The sequence below is a fragment of the Micrococcus sp. M4NT genome (assembly GCF_033790745.1).
Lineage (GTDB): Bacteria > Actinomycetota > Actinomycetes > Actinomycetales > Micrococcaceae > Micrococcus.
Window position 1 is genome coordinate 257,059 of record NZ_JAMYEH010000001.1, and the last position, 13,567, is coordinate 270,625.

A 13,567-nucleotide genomic window follows, 5' to 3' on the forward strand; every position below is an offset into this window, starting at 1 on the left:
GGCAGGAGCCCGCCCGTGACCACCCGCCCCGCCGCCCCCGCCGCCGCGCCCGAGCCCGGGCAGTTCCAGACGCGCGCGGGCGCCTACGCCCTGATCGTGTCCGAGGGACGGATCCTGCTCTCCTCGTGGGAGGGTCCCGGCGAGGTGGTCTGGACGCTGCCCGGCGGCGGGCTGGAGCCGGGGGAGAGCCCCGAGGAGGCCTGCCGCCGCGAGGTGTGGGAGGAGACCGGCCACACGAGCGAGCTCACGGGCCTGCTGGGGGTCACCACGGGCCTCATCCCCGCCGAACGACGCCTGCGGGGCGAGGGCGTCCCTCTCCTCACCGTGCAGATCCTCTACACCGCGCGCCTCACGGGCGGGGTCCTCCGGCCCGAGGTGGGGGGATCCTCCACCGACGCCCGCTGGTTCGACCTGACCGCGCTCGACGAGGTCCGCACCGCCACGTGGGTGGCCCGCGCCCTGGAGCTCGCCGCGCAGCGCTCCGTCGGGGACGCCGCGTGAACGGCCGCCGCGTGAAGGACCGCCGCCCGGCGCGCCGCTCGCTCGTCCCCGCCGTCGCCCTCGGCCTGGCCGTGGCCCTCGGTGCGTGCTCGCCCGCCGGCCCTCCGGAGCCGTCGTCGGGCCCCACGGGGGCGCCCGTCACGGTGACCCACTCGAACACCCCGCTCCAGACGGCCGTGGCCGCCGTCGTGGAGCGCAACCTGCGCCGCCGCGGCCACGCCGTCGCCCCCCAGCCCGAGGGTGCGCCCGTCCCGGCCCAGCCCTGGGACGCCGCGGGCGGCCGCACCGTGGCCGTCGTGGACACGCTCACCCTCGCCCTGACGGAGGACCCCGCCTCCCTGCTGCCCTCGGTGCCCGAGCCGAGTCCGCGCCCGACGACAGCCCCCACGGCGGCGGGCGCGGCGTCCACGAGCCTGCCCCCGCTCGACCCGGCGGCCCCGCCCCGCGTGCCCGCCGACCCCGCGGCCGCAGCTTCGCCCACGCCCCTGCCGCGCGGGGAGTCGGCCCCGGACGCGGCCGCCACGCGGGGCATCGTGGAGGAGCTGCTGGCCGCCGGCGGCGCCGTGTCCTCCGGCGTCACGCCGGCCAGCGGCTCCTCCACCGCGGCAGCGGCCTCGGCCTTCCCGGGGGTGGCGCGCCCCCACGTGCTCTCCGCCTCCCGCGAGCCGCTGCGCCTGGCCGCCGTGGTCACGGCCACCACCGCGACGCGGCTCGAGCTCGACTCCCTGGACGACCTCAACGGCCGCTGTGAAGAGCTGCGCGCCGCCACCCCTGCGGTGCTGGGCGGCGCCGAGCCCGGCGTCGCCACGGTCCTGCTGCGCGAGCGGCTCGACCGCCTCGCCGGCTGCCGGATCGGGGAGTGGCTGCCGCCCGCGCAGGAGGCGATCCCCGCCGTCGTGCAGGACGAGGCCCAGGTCGGCCTGGTCTACCGCTTCGACCCGGAGATCGAGGCGAGCGCGCTCGTGCCCCTGGGGGACGGGGAGCGGGTCCTCCCGGAGGGCAGCATCGCGGTGCTGGGAGATCCGGACGCGCTCGACGACGACGCCGAGGCCGCGATCCGCGAGGTCATGGACGGCCTCGACGAGGAGGGGCTGCGCCAGCTGGCCCGCCTCACCACCGGGGACGACGCGCTGAGCCCGGAGGACGCCGCGCAGTACTGGCTCGTGACACGAGGGCTCGAGGAGGCGCCCGAGGACTGGTTCGTCCCGCGAGGCTCCTGGTTCTGACACGGTGTTCCGGCCCGGTCGGCCGAGTGCCATCATGGAGCGCATGGCTTCCTCCGGCGACCCGCGACAGATCCGTCAGTCCTCCAAGCTGCTCAACGTCCGCTACGACGTGCGCGGCCCCATCCTGGAGGAGGCGCAGCGCATGGAGGCCGCCGGGCACCGGATCATGAAGCTGAACATCGGCAATCCGGCGCCGTTCGGCTTCGAGGCCCCGGACACGATCCTGCAGGGCATGTACCAGCACCTGCCGCACGCGCAGGGCTACTCCGACTCCAAGGGCGTCTACTCGGCGCGCACCGCGGTGTCCCAGTACTACGAGTCCCGCGGCATCCGGGACATCGGCGTCGAGGACGTCTACATCGGCAACGGCGTGTCCGAGATGATCTCCATGGTCCTCCAGGCCCTCGTGGACGACGGCGACGAGATCCTCATCCCCTCGCCCGACTACCCGCTGTGGACGGGGGCGACGACCCTGGCCGGCGGCCGCGCGGTGCACTACCGCTGCATCGAGGAGCAGGGCTGGGAGCCGGACCTGGAGCACATCGAGTCGCTCATCACGGAGCGCACCAAGGGCATCGTGGTCATCAACCCCAACAACCCGACGGGCGCGGTCTACTCCCGCGCCGTGCTGAACGGGCTGATCGACGTGGCCCGCCGCCACCACCTCGTGCTCATGGCGGACGAGATCTACGAGAAGATCACCTATGACGGCGCCCGCCACATCAACGCGGCCGGCCTCTCCGACGACGTCCTCACCCTCACCTTCTCCGGCCTGTCCAAGGCGTACCGCGTGGCCGGGTTCCGCTCCGGCTGGGTGGCCGTCTCCGGGCCCAAGCACCGCGCCCGCGACTTCCTCGAGGGCCTGACGCTCCTGGCGAACATGCGCATGTGCGCCAACGTGCCGGCGCAGCACGCCATCCAGGTGGCGCTCGGCGGCTACCAGTCCATCAACGACCTCGTGCTGCCCGGCGGCCGCCTGCTGGAGCAGCGCAACCTCGCGCAGAAGCGGCTCAACGAGATCCCCGGCGTCTCGGTGCAGCCCGCGCACGGCGCGCTCTACCTGTTCCCGCGCCTGGACCCGGAGGTCTACCGGATCGACGACGACGAGAGGTTCGTCATCGAGCTGCTGCGGGCGAAGAAGATCCTCGTCTCCCACGGCGGCGCCTTCAACTACCCGCACACCGACCACTTCCGGCTCGTCACGCTCCCGAGCGTGGAGGACCTGGAGGTGGCCCTGGACCGCCTGGAGGACTTCCTCGAGGAGTGGAGGGAGAGCCATGCCTGATCACGCCATCCTGAGCCCCTTCGCCGAGCCGCTGCGGCGTGCCCTGCGCGCCCGCGCCGCGGACGGGGCGGTGCCGCCCCTGGCCGACGTCGACCCCCACGCCACGCCCGGATTCGACGGGGACAAGGCGGACGGCAAGGCGGCGCTGGCCACCCGCTCCGAGGAGCTGACCCGGCTCCAGGAGCTCCTCTTCGCGCAGTCCACGCGCGCGGACGCGGCGGGGCCGGCGCCGTCCGTGCTGCTCGTGGTGCAGGCCATGGACACCGCGGGCAAGGGCGGCATCATGCGGCACGTGGTGGGCGCGATGGACCCGCAGGGCGTGGACGTCGCGGCCTTCAAGGCGCCCACGCAGGAGGAGCGCGCGCACGACTTCCTGTGGCGCATCCGCCCGCACCTGCCCGAGCCGGGCTTCCTCGCGGTCTTCGACCGCTCCCACTACGAGGACGTGCTGGTCCACCGCGTCCGCGGACTCTCGCCCCTGGCCACGGTGGAGGAGCGCTACGGGCTCATCCGCGCGTTCGAGGAGGAGATCACGGCCGGCGGCACGCGGATCGTCAAGGTGATGCTGCACATCTCGAAGGAGGAGCAGCGCGAGCGGCTCGAGGCGCGCCTGGACGAGCCCGAGAAGCACTGGAAGTTCAACCCCGGGGACGTCGACGAGCGCGCGCACTGGGACGCCTACATGGACGCCTACCGCATCGCGATGGAGCGGACGGACACCGAGGCGGCCCCGTGGTTCGTGGTGCCGGCGGACCGCAAGTGGTACGCCCGCCTCGCGGTGCAGGAGCTGCTCATCGAGACGCTCCAGGGCCTCGAGCTGACCTGGCCCGAGGCTGACTTCGACGTCGAGGAGCAGCGCCGCCGCCTCGCCGCAGGCTGACACCGCCCGCGGTCGGCTGATCCCCGCCCGCGGGGCGGCGCCCCTTGCCACCACCCCCGGGGAGCGTGCCTATGGTGGACCAGGCGCCATTCCGACGGCGCGCCACCGCAGAACGAAGGGATGCAGACCATGACGGACACCACCCAGCAGACCGAGACCACGGCGCCGCTCACCGGCAAGAAGGTCGCCTTCCTCGCCACCAAGGGCGTCGAGCAGGTCGAGCTCACCTCCCCGTGGGAGGCAGTGCTGGCCGCCGGCGGCACCCCCAGCCTCGTCTCGCTCGAGAAGGAGACGGTCACCGCGATGAAGCAGGACTGGGAGCACGGCGATTCCTTCCCCGTGGACCTCCACGTCTCCGAGGCCAAGGCCGAGGACTTCGCCGGCCTCGTCATGCCCGGCGGCACCCTGAACGCCGACGCCCTGCGCGGCGACGAGGACGTGCTGGCGTTCGTGCGCGACTTCTTCGCCCAGCACAAGCCCGTGGCCGCCATCTGCCACGCGCCCTGGACGCTGATCGACGCCGGCGTCGTCGAGGGCCGCGAGCTGACCAGCTACGCCTCCCTCAAGACGGACCTGAAGAACGCCGGCGCCACGTGGGTGGACAAGGAGGTCGTGGTCGACTCCGGCCTGACCACCTCCCGCAACCCGGGCGACCTGGACGCCTTCAACGCCAAGCTCGTCGAGGAGCTCGCCGAGGGCAGGCACGAGGGCCAGTCCGTCTGAGCCCGCCCCGCTGAGCACACCGACGGCGCCGCGCACCCTCCCGGTGCGGGGCGCCGTCGTCCGTGGCCGGCTCAGTCCTGGGCGGCGTCCGCGGTGCCGCGCACCTGGTCGAGCCGCGCGCGGGCGCCGTCGAGCCAGGCCTGGCAGCGCGCGGCCAGGGCCTCGCCGCGCTCCCAGAGGGCGAGGGACTCCTCGAGCCCGGCGCCGCCGGCCTCGAGCCGGGACACGGTCTCCACGAGCTCGGCGCGGGCGCGCTCGTAGCTCATGGCGGCCACGTCCGAGGTGTCCGCTCCGGCGAAGCCCTCCACCGGGGCGGCGTGGGGGGTGCTGCTCTGCTCCGTCATGACTGCTCCTGGGGGGTGGGGGCGGGGCCTGCGGCAGGCGCCGCCGGTGTGGTGTGCGTGACCTCGGCGGCCATGCGGCCCGCGGCCACGAGGACGTCGAGGGTGTCTCCGGGGGCCACCTGTGCGGCGTCGCGCACCAGGTGGCCGGCGTGCTGGACCACGGCGTACCCGCGGTCCAGGGTCTGCTGCGGGGAGAGGGAGCGCACCCGGGCCACCAGGTGCGCCACGGCGTCCCGCTCCAGCGTGAGGCGGTGCCCGGTGGAGCGCCGGGCGCGCTCCCGCCACGTGTGCAGGTCCTCCTCGCGCCGGTCCACCATCACCCTGGGATCGGCGAGGACGGGACGGGAGCGCAGCTGCGCCAGGCCCTCGCCCTCCCGCACCACGCGGCGCTCGACGGCGGCGGCCAGCCGGTGCCGTGCGTCCGCCACGCCGGCCGACTCCACGGCCGCGTCCGGCACGATCCGCTTCGCGGCGTCCGTGGGCGTGGAGGCGCGCAGGTCTGCGACGTCGTCCAGCACCGGGCGGTCCGCCTCATGGCCGATCGCGGAGACCACCGGGGTGCGGGCCGCCGCGACGGCGCGCACGAGGGCCTCGTCCGAGAACGGCAGGATGACCTCCTCGAGGGCGCCGCCGCCGCGGGCGATCACGATGACGTCCACGTCCGGACGGGCGTCCAGCTCCGCCAGGGCCGCCGCCACCTGGCGGGGCGCCTCCGGGCCCTGGACCGCCACCTCGCGGACCTCGAACCGCGCGGCGGGCCAGCGCAGCTGGGTGTTGCGCAGCACGTCCTTCTTCGCGTCCGAGTCCCGGCCGGTGATGAGCCCGATGACGCCGGGCAGCAGGGGGAGGGCCCGCTTGCGGGAGGCGTCCAGCAGCCCCTCCTCGCCCAGGCGGCGGCGCAGCAGCTCCACGCGGGCCAGCAGGTCTCCCAGGCCGACCGGGCGCATCTCCTGCACCACCATGGAGAGCCGGCCGCCCTTCGTCCAGAAGCTCGGCTTCACCCGGGCGACGACGCGCGAGCCCTGCTGCACCGTGCCCTCGAACCCCATGGCCACCGTGCGCCACGCGGTGACCGGCAGGGAGTACTCCTCCTCGAGGTCCCGCATGGTCATGTACACGTTGCCGCGGTTGTTCTTGTACTCGATCAGCTGGCCCTCGATCCACGTGGCCGGGGCCCGCTCGATGTGGATCTTCAGGTTCTCCGAGAGCCGGCGCAGCGGCCAGGGCCGCTCGGCGGAGGTCTCCGAAGCGAGCGCGGGCACGTCCACCGGGCCGGGCGCGCCGGACGCTGCGGTCAGGGCGGGGCCGGTCTCGGGGCGCTGGGGTTCCACGGGATCTCCTGTCTCGGGCCGCTGGGGTGCCGGCGCGGCGGGACGACGGCGGCGGACGCCTCGGGCGGGCGGGCCCGCCGGGGACACGTCCCGAGTGTGTCAGTACCCTCGGACACAGTAACGCCCGGCCCGTCCGTGCCGCCGCACGCCGCCGTCGGTCGTCCTCGCCCGCACCGGAAGGTCCCGCCCATGCGCTCGCTCCTCGCCCTCCTCCTGGCCCTCCTCGCCGGACTGTCCGCCGTGCTCGCCACCGCCGGTGCGCTGGTGGACGAGGCCGCCCACCGGCCCGAGCTGGTCCGGGGCGTCGCCGAGCAGGTGGCCTCGGACGAGCAGGTGCGCGCCGCGATCCCCGGCGCCGTCACCGGGGCGGTGGAGGACCTGGTGCCGGAGGAGGTCCCGGACCCGCTCACGCAGGCCGTGGAGGACCTGATCCGGCCCGTGGCGCAGAACGTGGCGCAGGATCCCAGCGTGGTGCAGGGCTGGTCCGACACCGCGGACGAGGCGCGACGCGCATGGCTGCTGGACCTCAAGGACGCCCGGGGGACCGAGGGCTTCGTGCCCGGAGGGGACTTCACCGTCCCCTTCGGCCCGGTGGCGCAGTCCGGCGTCGCGGCGGCGCTCGGCGACATCGAGACGCGCCTGCGCCGCAACGAGCTCGACGTGCCCGGCCAGGGGATCCTCGAGGCCGTGACGGGCACGGACTTCGGGGACTGGGCCGCGGACACCGTGATCGCCCCCATGTACGACCGCGCCGCCGAGCTGAGGGACAGCACCGACCTCACCATGACCGTCACGGTCGACTCCCTGAAGGACGTGGACCGCTCCACCGTCGCGTGGTGGGCCGCCGCCTCCGCGCACTGGAGGTGGGCCGCGGTGGCGGCCGGGCTCCTCCTCCTCGCGGCCCTCGTGCTGGCCCGGCCGCGGTGGCGGGGCCCCTCGATCGCGCTCGCGGGCGCCGTGATGCTCGTCGGCGGGATGCTGCTGGGCAACGCGACCCGCTCCGACGCGTTCTCCGTGGTGGCGCCCGACGGCGTCGCCGACGGCGTCGCCCACCTCGCGGTGGAGGCCCAGCGTGCCCTGCGCCCGGCGATCGACACGGCCCTGACCCCCTACGCGGCGACCCTCACGACGGCGGCCTGGATCACGCTCGGGGTCGGCGTGGTGGTGTTCCTCCTCGAGCTGGCCCTCACGCGTGGTCGCACCCGCCGGTGAGCCAGGACGGCCCTGAGCGGCCGCGGGGCGCGGTCCGGACGGCGTCGCCGCCTTCGCGCTGAGCGGACGCCCCGCCCACCCGGAGGGGCCGGGCCACGGGCCGATACCATGGGGGGCATGTCCGTCACCGCTGCCGCCACCCGCCCGTCCGCCGTCGGCCTCGGCATGCCGCAGGTGCCGCGCACGCGCCGCTCCCGCGCCGAGGTGGAGGCCGCCGCGCCCGTCACCGGCCCGAAGCGCGTGATGCTCGCCGCCCCGCGCGGCTACTGCGCCGGCGTGGACCGCGCCGTCGTCGCCGTGGAGAAGGCCCTGGAGCACCACGGCGCCCCCGTGTACGTGCGCAAGGAGATCGTGCACAACCGCCACGTGGTGGACACCCTGACCGAGCGCGGCGTGGTGTTCGTGGACGAGCTGGACCAGGTGCCGGACGGCGCCCTCACCGTGTTCTCCGCGCACGGCGTCTCCCCGGCCGTGGTGGCCGAGGCCGCCGAGCGCAACCTGGAGACCATCGACGCCACGTGCCCGCTGGTCACGAAGGTGCACCGCGAGGCGGTGCGCTTCGCCCGTCAGGACAAGCACATCCTGCTGATCGGCCACGAGGGCCACGAAGAGGTCGAGGGCACGTACGGCGAGGCACCCGAGCACACCACGGTGATCAACGACGTCGCGGAGGCCCGCACCGTCCAGGTGGACGACCCGGACAACCTCATCTGGCTCTCGCAGACCACGCTCTCCGTGGACGAGGCCCTCGAGATCGTCGCGGTGCTGCGCGAGCGCTTCCCGAACCTGCAGGACCCGCCCTCGGACGACATCTGCTACGCCACGTCCAACCGGCAGGCGGCGATCAAGCTGATCTCCCCGGAGTGCGACCTGGTCATCATCGTGGGATCGGCCAACTCCTCGAACTCGGTGCGCCTGAAGGAGGTCGCCTTCGAGTACGGCGCTTCGCGCGCCGAGCGCGTGGACTTCGCCAGCCAGATCGACGAGGCGTGGTTCGAGGGAGTGGCGACGGTGGGGCTGTCCTCCGGCGCGTCCGTGCCCGAGGTGCTCGTGCAGGACGTGCTCGCGCTCCTCGCGGACTACGGCTACGCGCAGGTGGACGAGGTGGTCACGGCCGAGGAGGACATCATCTTCTCCCTGCCCAAGGAGCTGCGTGCCGAGCTGAAGAAGGCCGGGGACGAGTCCCGCTCCCTCGGCGGGCATCGCCGTGGGGATGCCTGAACCGCTCGCCGGGACGGCCGTGGTGGTCATGGGCGTCTCCGGCTCGGGGAAGACGGCCCTGGCGACGCGGCTCGCGCAGCGCCTGGGGGGCCCCGTTCGAGGAGGCCGACGACCTGCATTCACCGGAGGCGAAGGCCCTCATGGCCGCCGGGACGCCGCTGACGGACGCGGACCGGCACCCGTGGCCACGCGGATGCGCGGCCGTCGCGGCCACTTCATGCCGGCCGCCCTGCTGGACGCGCAGATCGCCACCCTGGAGCCGCTCGGTCCGGACGAGGAGGGCGTGGTGCTGGCCAACGACGGCACGCTCGACCAGCTCACCACCCGGGGCCTGACTGCCCTGCGAGCGCTGCTGGCGGCGGGGCCGGCGACGGGGCACTGACGCGGCGCCGATTGCCCACGGGCCGAGGGGTCTGCCCGGCACGCTCCGACGCCTCACCCGGCGCGGCGGCCGCCGAATCCGTCGTCCTCGCTGAGCCCCTCCATGCCCAGCCCTTCCACCAGCTCCGGGGCGGAGAGCACCCGGGGCGCCGACTCGAGCGTGCGGATGCCTGCGGTGGGTGGCAGCCCCGGGTCGGCCTCCCGCAGCTTGCGCGCCGAGGGGAGGACCCGGGACTCGACCGTGCCGACGAGCTGGTTGTACCGGTCCACCGTGGTCTTCAGCGACCCGCCCATGCGGTCCAGGTGGGAGCCGAGGGTGCCGAGCCGGTCGTAGAGCTCGCGTGCGCTCGTGACGATGAACTGGGCGTTCTCCGCGAGCCGATCCTGCCGCCACGCGTACGCCACGGACTTCAGCGCGGTCAGCAGGGACACCGGCGCCACGAGCGCCACGTTCTTGGAGAAGGCGTGGTCCAGCAGGCCGCCGTCCGCGTCCAGGGCCGCGGCGAGCAAGGACTCGGCCGGCAGGAAGCACAGCACGAGCTCGGGTGAGTGGCTGAGACCGGACCAGTACGACTTCGCGGCCAGCTGGTCCACGTGCCGGCGCACGGCGGCGGCGTGCTGTGCGGCCAATGCCCGGCGACGCTCGGCGGCCTCCTCTCCCGGCTCGTCCGCGAGGGCCTCGGCGGCGAGCGCGTCCCCGAGCGGGGCCTTGGCGTCCACGGCCAGGGACTTGCCTCCGGGCAGGGACACCACGAGGTCCGGCCGCAGCCGCTCGCCCTCGGTGCCGACGATGGTGGTCTGCTCGGAGAAGTCCACGTGGTGCAGCATGCCCGCCGCCTCCACCACGCGGCGCAGCTGCGCCTCTCCCCAGTGCCCGCGTGCCGAGGTGGACTTCAGCGTGGCCATGAGCGAGGTGGTCTGGTTGAGCAGGTCCCGGTCCGTGGCGGCGGCCACGCGCAGCTGCTCGCCGAGCTGGCCGAACTGCTCCACGCGGTCCCGCTCGAGCACGCTCACCTGCTTCTGCAGGGAGGCCAGCTGCTGGCCGAGCGGGGCGAGGGTGCTCAGCACGCGGGACTCGGCCTGGGCGCGTTCCGCGTCCTCACTGCGCTGGGCGGTGACGGCGCGGTTCTCCGCGCGCACGGCGGCCAGCTCCTCGCGTGCGCTCTGGTGCTCGGTGCGCAGCGCGTCCAGCTCTCGCCGCACGTGCGCCGCCTCGCCGGTGCCGCCGCTCAGACGGCGCCACACGAGCCATGCGCCCAGCAGGGCGCCCAGGACGAGGCCGAGCAGCAGGGCCAGCAGGAGACTCAGGTTTTCCATGCGGACCACTGTCCCAGGTGGAGCGGACACGGTAAGGCCGCCACGCGGCGCGGCGGCCCCAGATCCCCGCGGCAGGGCCCTCAGAACGCGCCGAACAGGGGGTTCGGGCCGTTGGCGGCCACCTCCGGATCGCCCTCGACCTGCGCGTCCAGACCCGCCGCGGGCACGCCGGGGAGGTAGCGGACGATCACGCGCACCGAGGTCAGCGACCCCGCCTCGAACGCCTCGACGGCGACGGCGGGCCGCGGCCCGTCCGGCGTCTCCACCTCGCCGTCGAACACGGCGACGGCGCGCTCGGGGCGCGGCACGAGCTCGGCCACGGCCTGCGCCGCCCCCTCAGGCGTGAGGTCCGGGTGGGTCCACATCCCCTGCATCCCCTCGGCCGTCACGGCCAGGATGGTGGGGTGGAAGACGGGCTGCGAGGAGAGCGTGTCGAAGACGTGCTCCACGCCCAGCGTGATGAGGGGAAGCATCGCCGCGGACGGCGGGGTGGGCGGGGCGGCGGCGGGGGACTGGGCGGCGGGGTTCTGATCGGCGGAGCTCACCGGCCCGAGGCTACCGGCCCTGTCCGGGGCTCGCCCAGGCCCCTACGGTGGCACGCATGAAGCTGGTCATCGCCCCCGGGGACATCACCGCCACCGCAGCCGACGCCGTCGTGAACGCGGCCAACTCCCGCCTCCTCGGCGGGGGCGGCGTGGACGGCGCCATCCACCGCCGGGGCGGCCCGGAGATCCTCGCCGAGTGCCGCCGCCTGCGGGAGACCACGCTGAAGGACGGGCTGCCCGCCGGTCAGGCCGTGGCGACGACGGCGGGGCGCCTGCCCGCGCGCTGGGTCATCCACACGGTGGGGCCCACGTGGGCGAAGACCATCGACAAGTCGGACACGCTGGCCTCCTGCTACCGCGAGTCGCTGCGGGTGGCGAGGGAACTGGGGGCGGAGACCGTGGCGTTCCCCGCCATCTCCGCGGGCGTCTACGGCTGGCCCATGGACGACGCCGCGCGCATCGCCGTCGAGACCTCCGATGCCATGGCGGACGAGGTGGGACACACCGTGCGCGAGGTGATCTTCGTGCCGTACGGCGAGAAGGCGGAGCAGGCCTTCCGCACGGCGCTCGCCGTGGTCCGCCCCTAGAGCCCGCCGCGGTCCCGCGCGACGACGGCCACCTGCCCGTGCGTCGTCGTCGCCGCCGCCAGGAGGTGGGCATGACGGATGTCATGGGTGCGCGGGAGCGGGGCGGCGCGGAGCGAGCCCGCGCCAGGAGGCCGCCCCGAACGCCAGTCCGAGCGCACCGATCCCGACCAGCACCAGGCCCACCGCGGCCAGGCCGAGGGACGCGCCGAGGATCCCCGCGAGCGGATAGGTCAGCAGGAAGCACGCGTGGGAGAGGGAGAACTGCGCGGCGAAGACGGCGGGGCGGTCCTGCTCCGTGCTGCCTCGGCGCAGCAGTCGGGCGGACGGGGTGAGCACGGCAGAGGTGGCCGCGCCCAGCAGGGCCCAGACCGTGAGCAGCGCGGCCCACCGTGCCGTGCCCTCCATCCCCACGAGCGCACCGACGCCGGCCAGCAAGAGCAGGGGCAGGGCAGCGGCGCCGGCGAGCATGACACGGCGGTCGGGAACACGGTCGAGCCAGGACGGCAGGGTCAGGGCCACGAGCATGGAGCCGACGCCGTGCGCGGTCAGCAGCAGCGCGACGTCCTCCTGCGGCCGGCCCAGCTCGGCCTGCACGAGGACGACGGTGTTGACGATGACCATGGCCGTCGTCGTGGCGACCACGAGGTTGAGGCCGAGCAGCCCCCGCAGCTCGGGGGAGGCCAGGAAGAGGCGCGTGCCCCGGGTGAGCCGGTCCAGGAAGGGCGCGGGGGCGGGGGCCTGCACCGCGGGGAAGCGGGCTGAGGCCACGAGCGCCGCTGAGGCGAGGAAGCCGACCACGGTGCCCACGAAGAGGCTGTGGTAGCTCATCGCTGTCAGGAGGGCGGCGGCGAGCAGGGGGCTGACGAGGGACTCGACGTCGTAGGCGAGGCGGGAGAGGGAGAGCGCGCGGGTGTACTCCCGCTCCTCGGGGAGCACGGTGGGGATCACGGCCTGGAACGTGGGGGTGAACGTGGCCGAGGCGGACTGCAGCAGGAACACCAGCGCGTACGTCTGCCACGCCTCGGTGACGAACGGCAGGGAGAGCGCGACGGCGGCCCGCACCAAGTCCGCGCCGATCAGGACGGGGCGCGCAGGCAGGCGGGCGACGAGCGCCGTGGTGACAGGGGAGATGAGCACATACGCGATCATCTTGACGGCCATGACGGTGCCCATCACGACGCCGGCGTCCGCGCCCGCGATGTCGTAGGCGAGCAGGCCCAGCGCCACGGTGAGCAGGCCGGTTCCGAGCAGCGCGATGACCTGCGCGCCGAACAGCCGCGCGTAGGTGGGCTGGCGCAGGACGCTGAGCATGGGAGGGACCTCTCCGGCGGCGGGGCGGGTACGCCGTCAGGGTAGACCGTGGGTGCGGCGTGAGGACCTGAGCGAGAGTGACTCAGGTTCGCGGAATACCCGCGGGGGGACGAGCGTTGCACCGGGCGGACGCCGCTCACCGGGAGCGGCCGCACCACACTGACGAGGAGTGAATGATGGCTCGTACTGTTGATCCCTTCCGTGAGATGGACCGCTTCATGAACGGCATCGCGCGCGTGGCCGGCCAGGGCTCGATGCCCATGAACCTCTACCGGGAGGGCGACCGGTTCGTCGCCGAGGTGGAGCTGCCGGGCGTGGACCCGAGCTCGATCGACGTGGACGTGGAGGAGCGCACGCTCACCATCCGCGCCGAGCGCAAGGAGAAGTCCGACGGCGAGGGTCGCCAGTGGCTGACCCGTGAGCGTTCCGCCGGCGCCTTCGCCCGCCAGCTGACCCTGGGCCGCGGCCTCGCCCTGGACCAGGTGGAGGCGGACTACGCCGACGGCGTGCTGACGCTGACCATTCCGGTGGCCGAGCAGGCCAAGCCGCGCAAGATCGACGTGAAGCACTCCGGTGCCGCCACCCAGATCTCCGGGGAGACCGTGGAGAACGAGCCCGGCGCGGGGGAGCAGGAGACCTCCGGCGAGTGACGCACCGGCGGCGGTGAACCGCCCGCGCGAGGCGACACGACGGCGTCGTGCCG

Annotated in this window: 15 protein-coding genes; 10 read left to right on the forward strand and 5 right to left on the reverse strand. The window is 74.4% G+C overall.

All coding sequences use genetic code 11. The features are described from left to right. The first annotated feature begins 15 nt into the window (after positions 1-15). The 5 genes from NJC10_RS01295 to NJC10_RS01315 all read left to right on the forward strand — a co-directional run bounded on the left by NJC10_RS01295 (position 16) and on the right by NJC10_RS01315 (position 4,615). Entirely contained in the window at positions 16-501 is a 486-nt protein-coding gene (locus tag NJC10_RS01295; protein WP_319074127.1) for an NUDIX hydrolase, read from the forward strand. Then, positions 498-1,727 (forward strand): glycine betaine ABC transporter substrate-binding protein, encoded by a 1,230-nt coding sequence (locus tag NJC10_RS01300; RefSeq protein WP_319074128.1) that lies wholly within the window; start codon positions 498-500, stop codon positions 1,725-1,727. The genes NJC10_RS01295 and NJC10_RS01300 overlap by 4 nt, the downstream gene beginning before the upstream one ends. Positions 1,728-1,770: 43 nt before the next feature. Next, entirely contained in the window at positions 1,771-3,012 is a 1,242-nt protein-coding gene (locus NJC10_RS01305; protein ID WP_298987937.1) for a pyridoxal phosphate-dependent aminotransferase, read from the forward strand. Then, the gene (locus NJC10_RS01310) at positions 3,005-3,892 is read left to right on the forward strand and encodes a PPK2 family polyphosphate kinase (RefSeq protein ID WP_319074129.1); all 888 of its coding nucleotides are present in this window, start codon (positions 3,005-3,007) and stop codon (positions 3,890-3,892) included. The genes NJC10_RS01305 and NJC10_RS01310 overlap by 8 nt, the downstream gene beginning before the upstream one ends. Before the next feature lie 129 nt (positions 3,893-4,021). Further along, entirely contained in the window at positions 4,022-4,615 is a 594-nt protein-coding gene (locus NJC10_RS01315; RefSeq protein WP_248118299.1) for a type 1 glutamine amidotransferase domain-containing protein, read from the forward strand. 71 nt (positions 4,616-4,686) lie between these two features. Here the strand turns inward: NJC10_RS01315 and NJC10_RS01320 are convergent, their stop codons facing one another. Next, positions 4,687-4,959 (reverse strand): exodeoxyribonuclease VII small subunit, encoded by a 273-nt coding sequence (locus NJC10_RS01320; RefSeq protein WP_248118301.1) that lies wholly within the window; start codon positions 4,957-4,959, stop codon positions 4,687-4,689. After that, positions 4,956-6,257, reverse strand: a complete 1,302-nt coding sequence (xseA, locus tag NJC10_RS01325; RefSeq protein WP_319074180.1) for an exodeoxyribonuclease VII large subunit — start codon at positions 6,255-6,257, stop codon at positions 4,956-4,958. The genes NJC10_RS01320 and xseA overlap by 4 nt, the downstream gene beginning before the upstream one ends. Before the next feature lie 222 nt (positions 6,258-6,479). On the opposite strand from xseA, the gene NJC10_RS01330 reads away from it, so the two are divergent. From NJC10_RS01330 to NJC10_RS01340, 3 genes are all read left to right on the forward strand, one after another. Beyond that, the gene (locus NJC10_RS01330) at positions 6,480-7,502 is read left to right on the forward strand and encodes a hypothetical protein (protein WP_319074130.1); all 1,023 of its coding nucleotides are present in this window, start codon (positions 6,480-6,482) and stop codon (positions 7,500-7,502) included. 108 nt (positions 7,503-7,610) lie between these two features. Further along, positions 7,611-8,723: a 4-hydroxy-3-methylbut-2-enyl diphosphate reductase gene (locus NJC10_RS01335; protein ID WP_413466366.1), complete on the forward strand. Its 1,113-nt coding sequence runs from the start codon at positions 7,611-7,613 to the stop codon at positions 8,721-8,723. Positions 8,724-8,904: 181 nt separating this feature from the next. Beyond that, positions 8,905-9,105, forward strand: a complete 201-nt coding sequence (locus NJC10_RS01340) for a hypothetical protein (protein ID WP_319074132.1) — start codon at positions 8,905-8,907, stop codon at positions 9,103-9,105. Positions 9,106-9,158: 53 nt separating this feature from the next. Here NJC10_RS01340 and rmuC read toward each other — a convergent pair whose 3' ends face one another. Beyond that, the gene (rmuC, locus tag NJC10_RS01345) at positions 9,159-10,421 is read right to left on the reverse strand and encodes a DNA recombination protein RmuC (RefSeq protein ID WP_319074133.1); all 1,263 of its coding nucleotides are present in this window, start codon (positions 10,419-10,421) and stop codon (positions 9,159-9,161) included. An 80-nt stretch (positions 10,422-10,501) separates the two neighbouring features. Continuing rightward, positions 10,502-10,966, reverse strand: coding sequence for a hypothetical protein (locus NJC10_RS01350; protein ID WP_319074134.1), 465 nt, complete (start codon positions 10,964-10,966; stop codon positions 10,502-10,504). Between the two features lie 56 nt (positions 10,967-11,022). On the opposite strand from NJC10_RS01350, the gene NJC10_RS01355 reads away from it, so the two are divergent. Further along, the gene (locus tag NJC10_RS01355; protein WP_319074136.1) at positions 11,023-11,553 is read left to right on the forward strand and encodes an O-acetyl-ADP-ribose deacetylase; all 531 of its coding nucleotides are present in this window, start codon (positions 11,023-11,025) and stop codon (positions 11,551-11,553) included. A gap of 81 nt (positions 11,554-11,634) precedes the next feature. Here the strand turns inward: NJC10_RS01355 and NJC10_RS01360 are convergent, their stop codons facing one another. Then, positions 11,635-12,864: an MFS transporter gene (locus tag NJC10_RS01360; RefSeq protein WP_319074137.1), complete on the reverse strand. Its 1,230-nt coding sequence runs from the start codon at positions 12,862-12,864 to the stop codon at positions 11,635-11,637. A gap of 176 nt (positions 12,865-13,040) precedes the next feature. Here NJC10_RS01360 and NJC10_RS01365 point away from each other — a divergent pair, with 176 nt between their 5' ends. After that, positions 13,041-13,514 carry an Hsp20/alpha crystallin family protein gene (locus tag NJC10_RS01365; RefSeq protein WP_319074138.1) on the forward strand — a complete coding sequence of 158 codons (474 nt, stop codon included), beginning with the start codon at positions 13,041-13,043 and terminating at the stop codon, positions 13,512-13,514. Positions 13,515-13,567: the final 53 nt, after the last annotated feature.

Bases quoted from the DNA above. Each gene is read 5' to 3' on its own strand.
- NJC10_RS01305 (WP_298987937.1), top strand. From the start codon at position 1,771: ATGGCTTCCTCCGGCGACCCGCGACAGATCCGTCAGTCCTCCAAGCTG.
- NJC10_RS01310 (WP_319074129.1), top strand. From the start codon at position 3,005: ATGCCTGATCACGCCATCCTGAGCCCCTTCGCCGAGCCGCTGCGGCGT.
- NJC10_RS01315 (WP_248118299.1), top strand. From the start codon at position 4,022: ATGACGGACACCACCCAGCAGACCGAGACCACGGCGCCGCTCACCGGC.
- NJC10_RS01320 (WP_248118301.1), bottom strand. From the start codon at position 4,959: ATGACGGAGCAGAGCAGCACCCCCCACGCCGCCCCGGTGGAGGGCTTC.
- NJC10_RS01330 (WP_319074130.1), top strand. From the start codon at position 6,480: ATGCGCTCGCTCCTCGCCCTCCTCCTGGCCCTCCTCGCCGGACTGTCC.
- NJC10_RS01335 (WP_413466366.1), top strand. From the start codon at position 7,611: ATGGGGGGCATGTCCGTCACCGCTGCCGCCACCCGCCCGTCCGCCGTC.
- rmuC (WP_319074133.1), bottom strand. From the start codon at position 10,421: ATGGAAAACCTGAGTCTCCTGCTGGCCCTGCTGCTCGGCCTCGTCCTG.
- NJC10_RS01355 (WP_319074136.1), top strand. From the start codon at position 11,023: ATGAAGCTGGTCATCGCCCCCGGGGACATCACCGCCACCGCAGCCGAC.
- NJC10_RS01360 (WP_319074137.1), bottom strand. From the start codon at position 12,864: ATGCTCAGCGTCCTGCGCCAGCCCACCTACGCGCGGCTGTTCGGCGCG.
- NJC10_RS01365 (WP_319074138.1), top strand. From the start codon at position 13,041: ATGGCTCGTACTGTTGATCCCTTCCGTGAGATGGACCGCTTCATGAAC.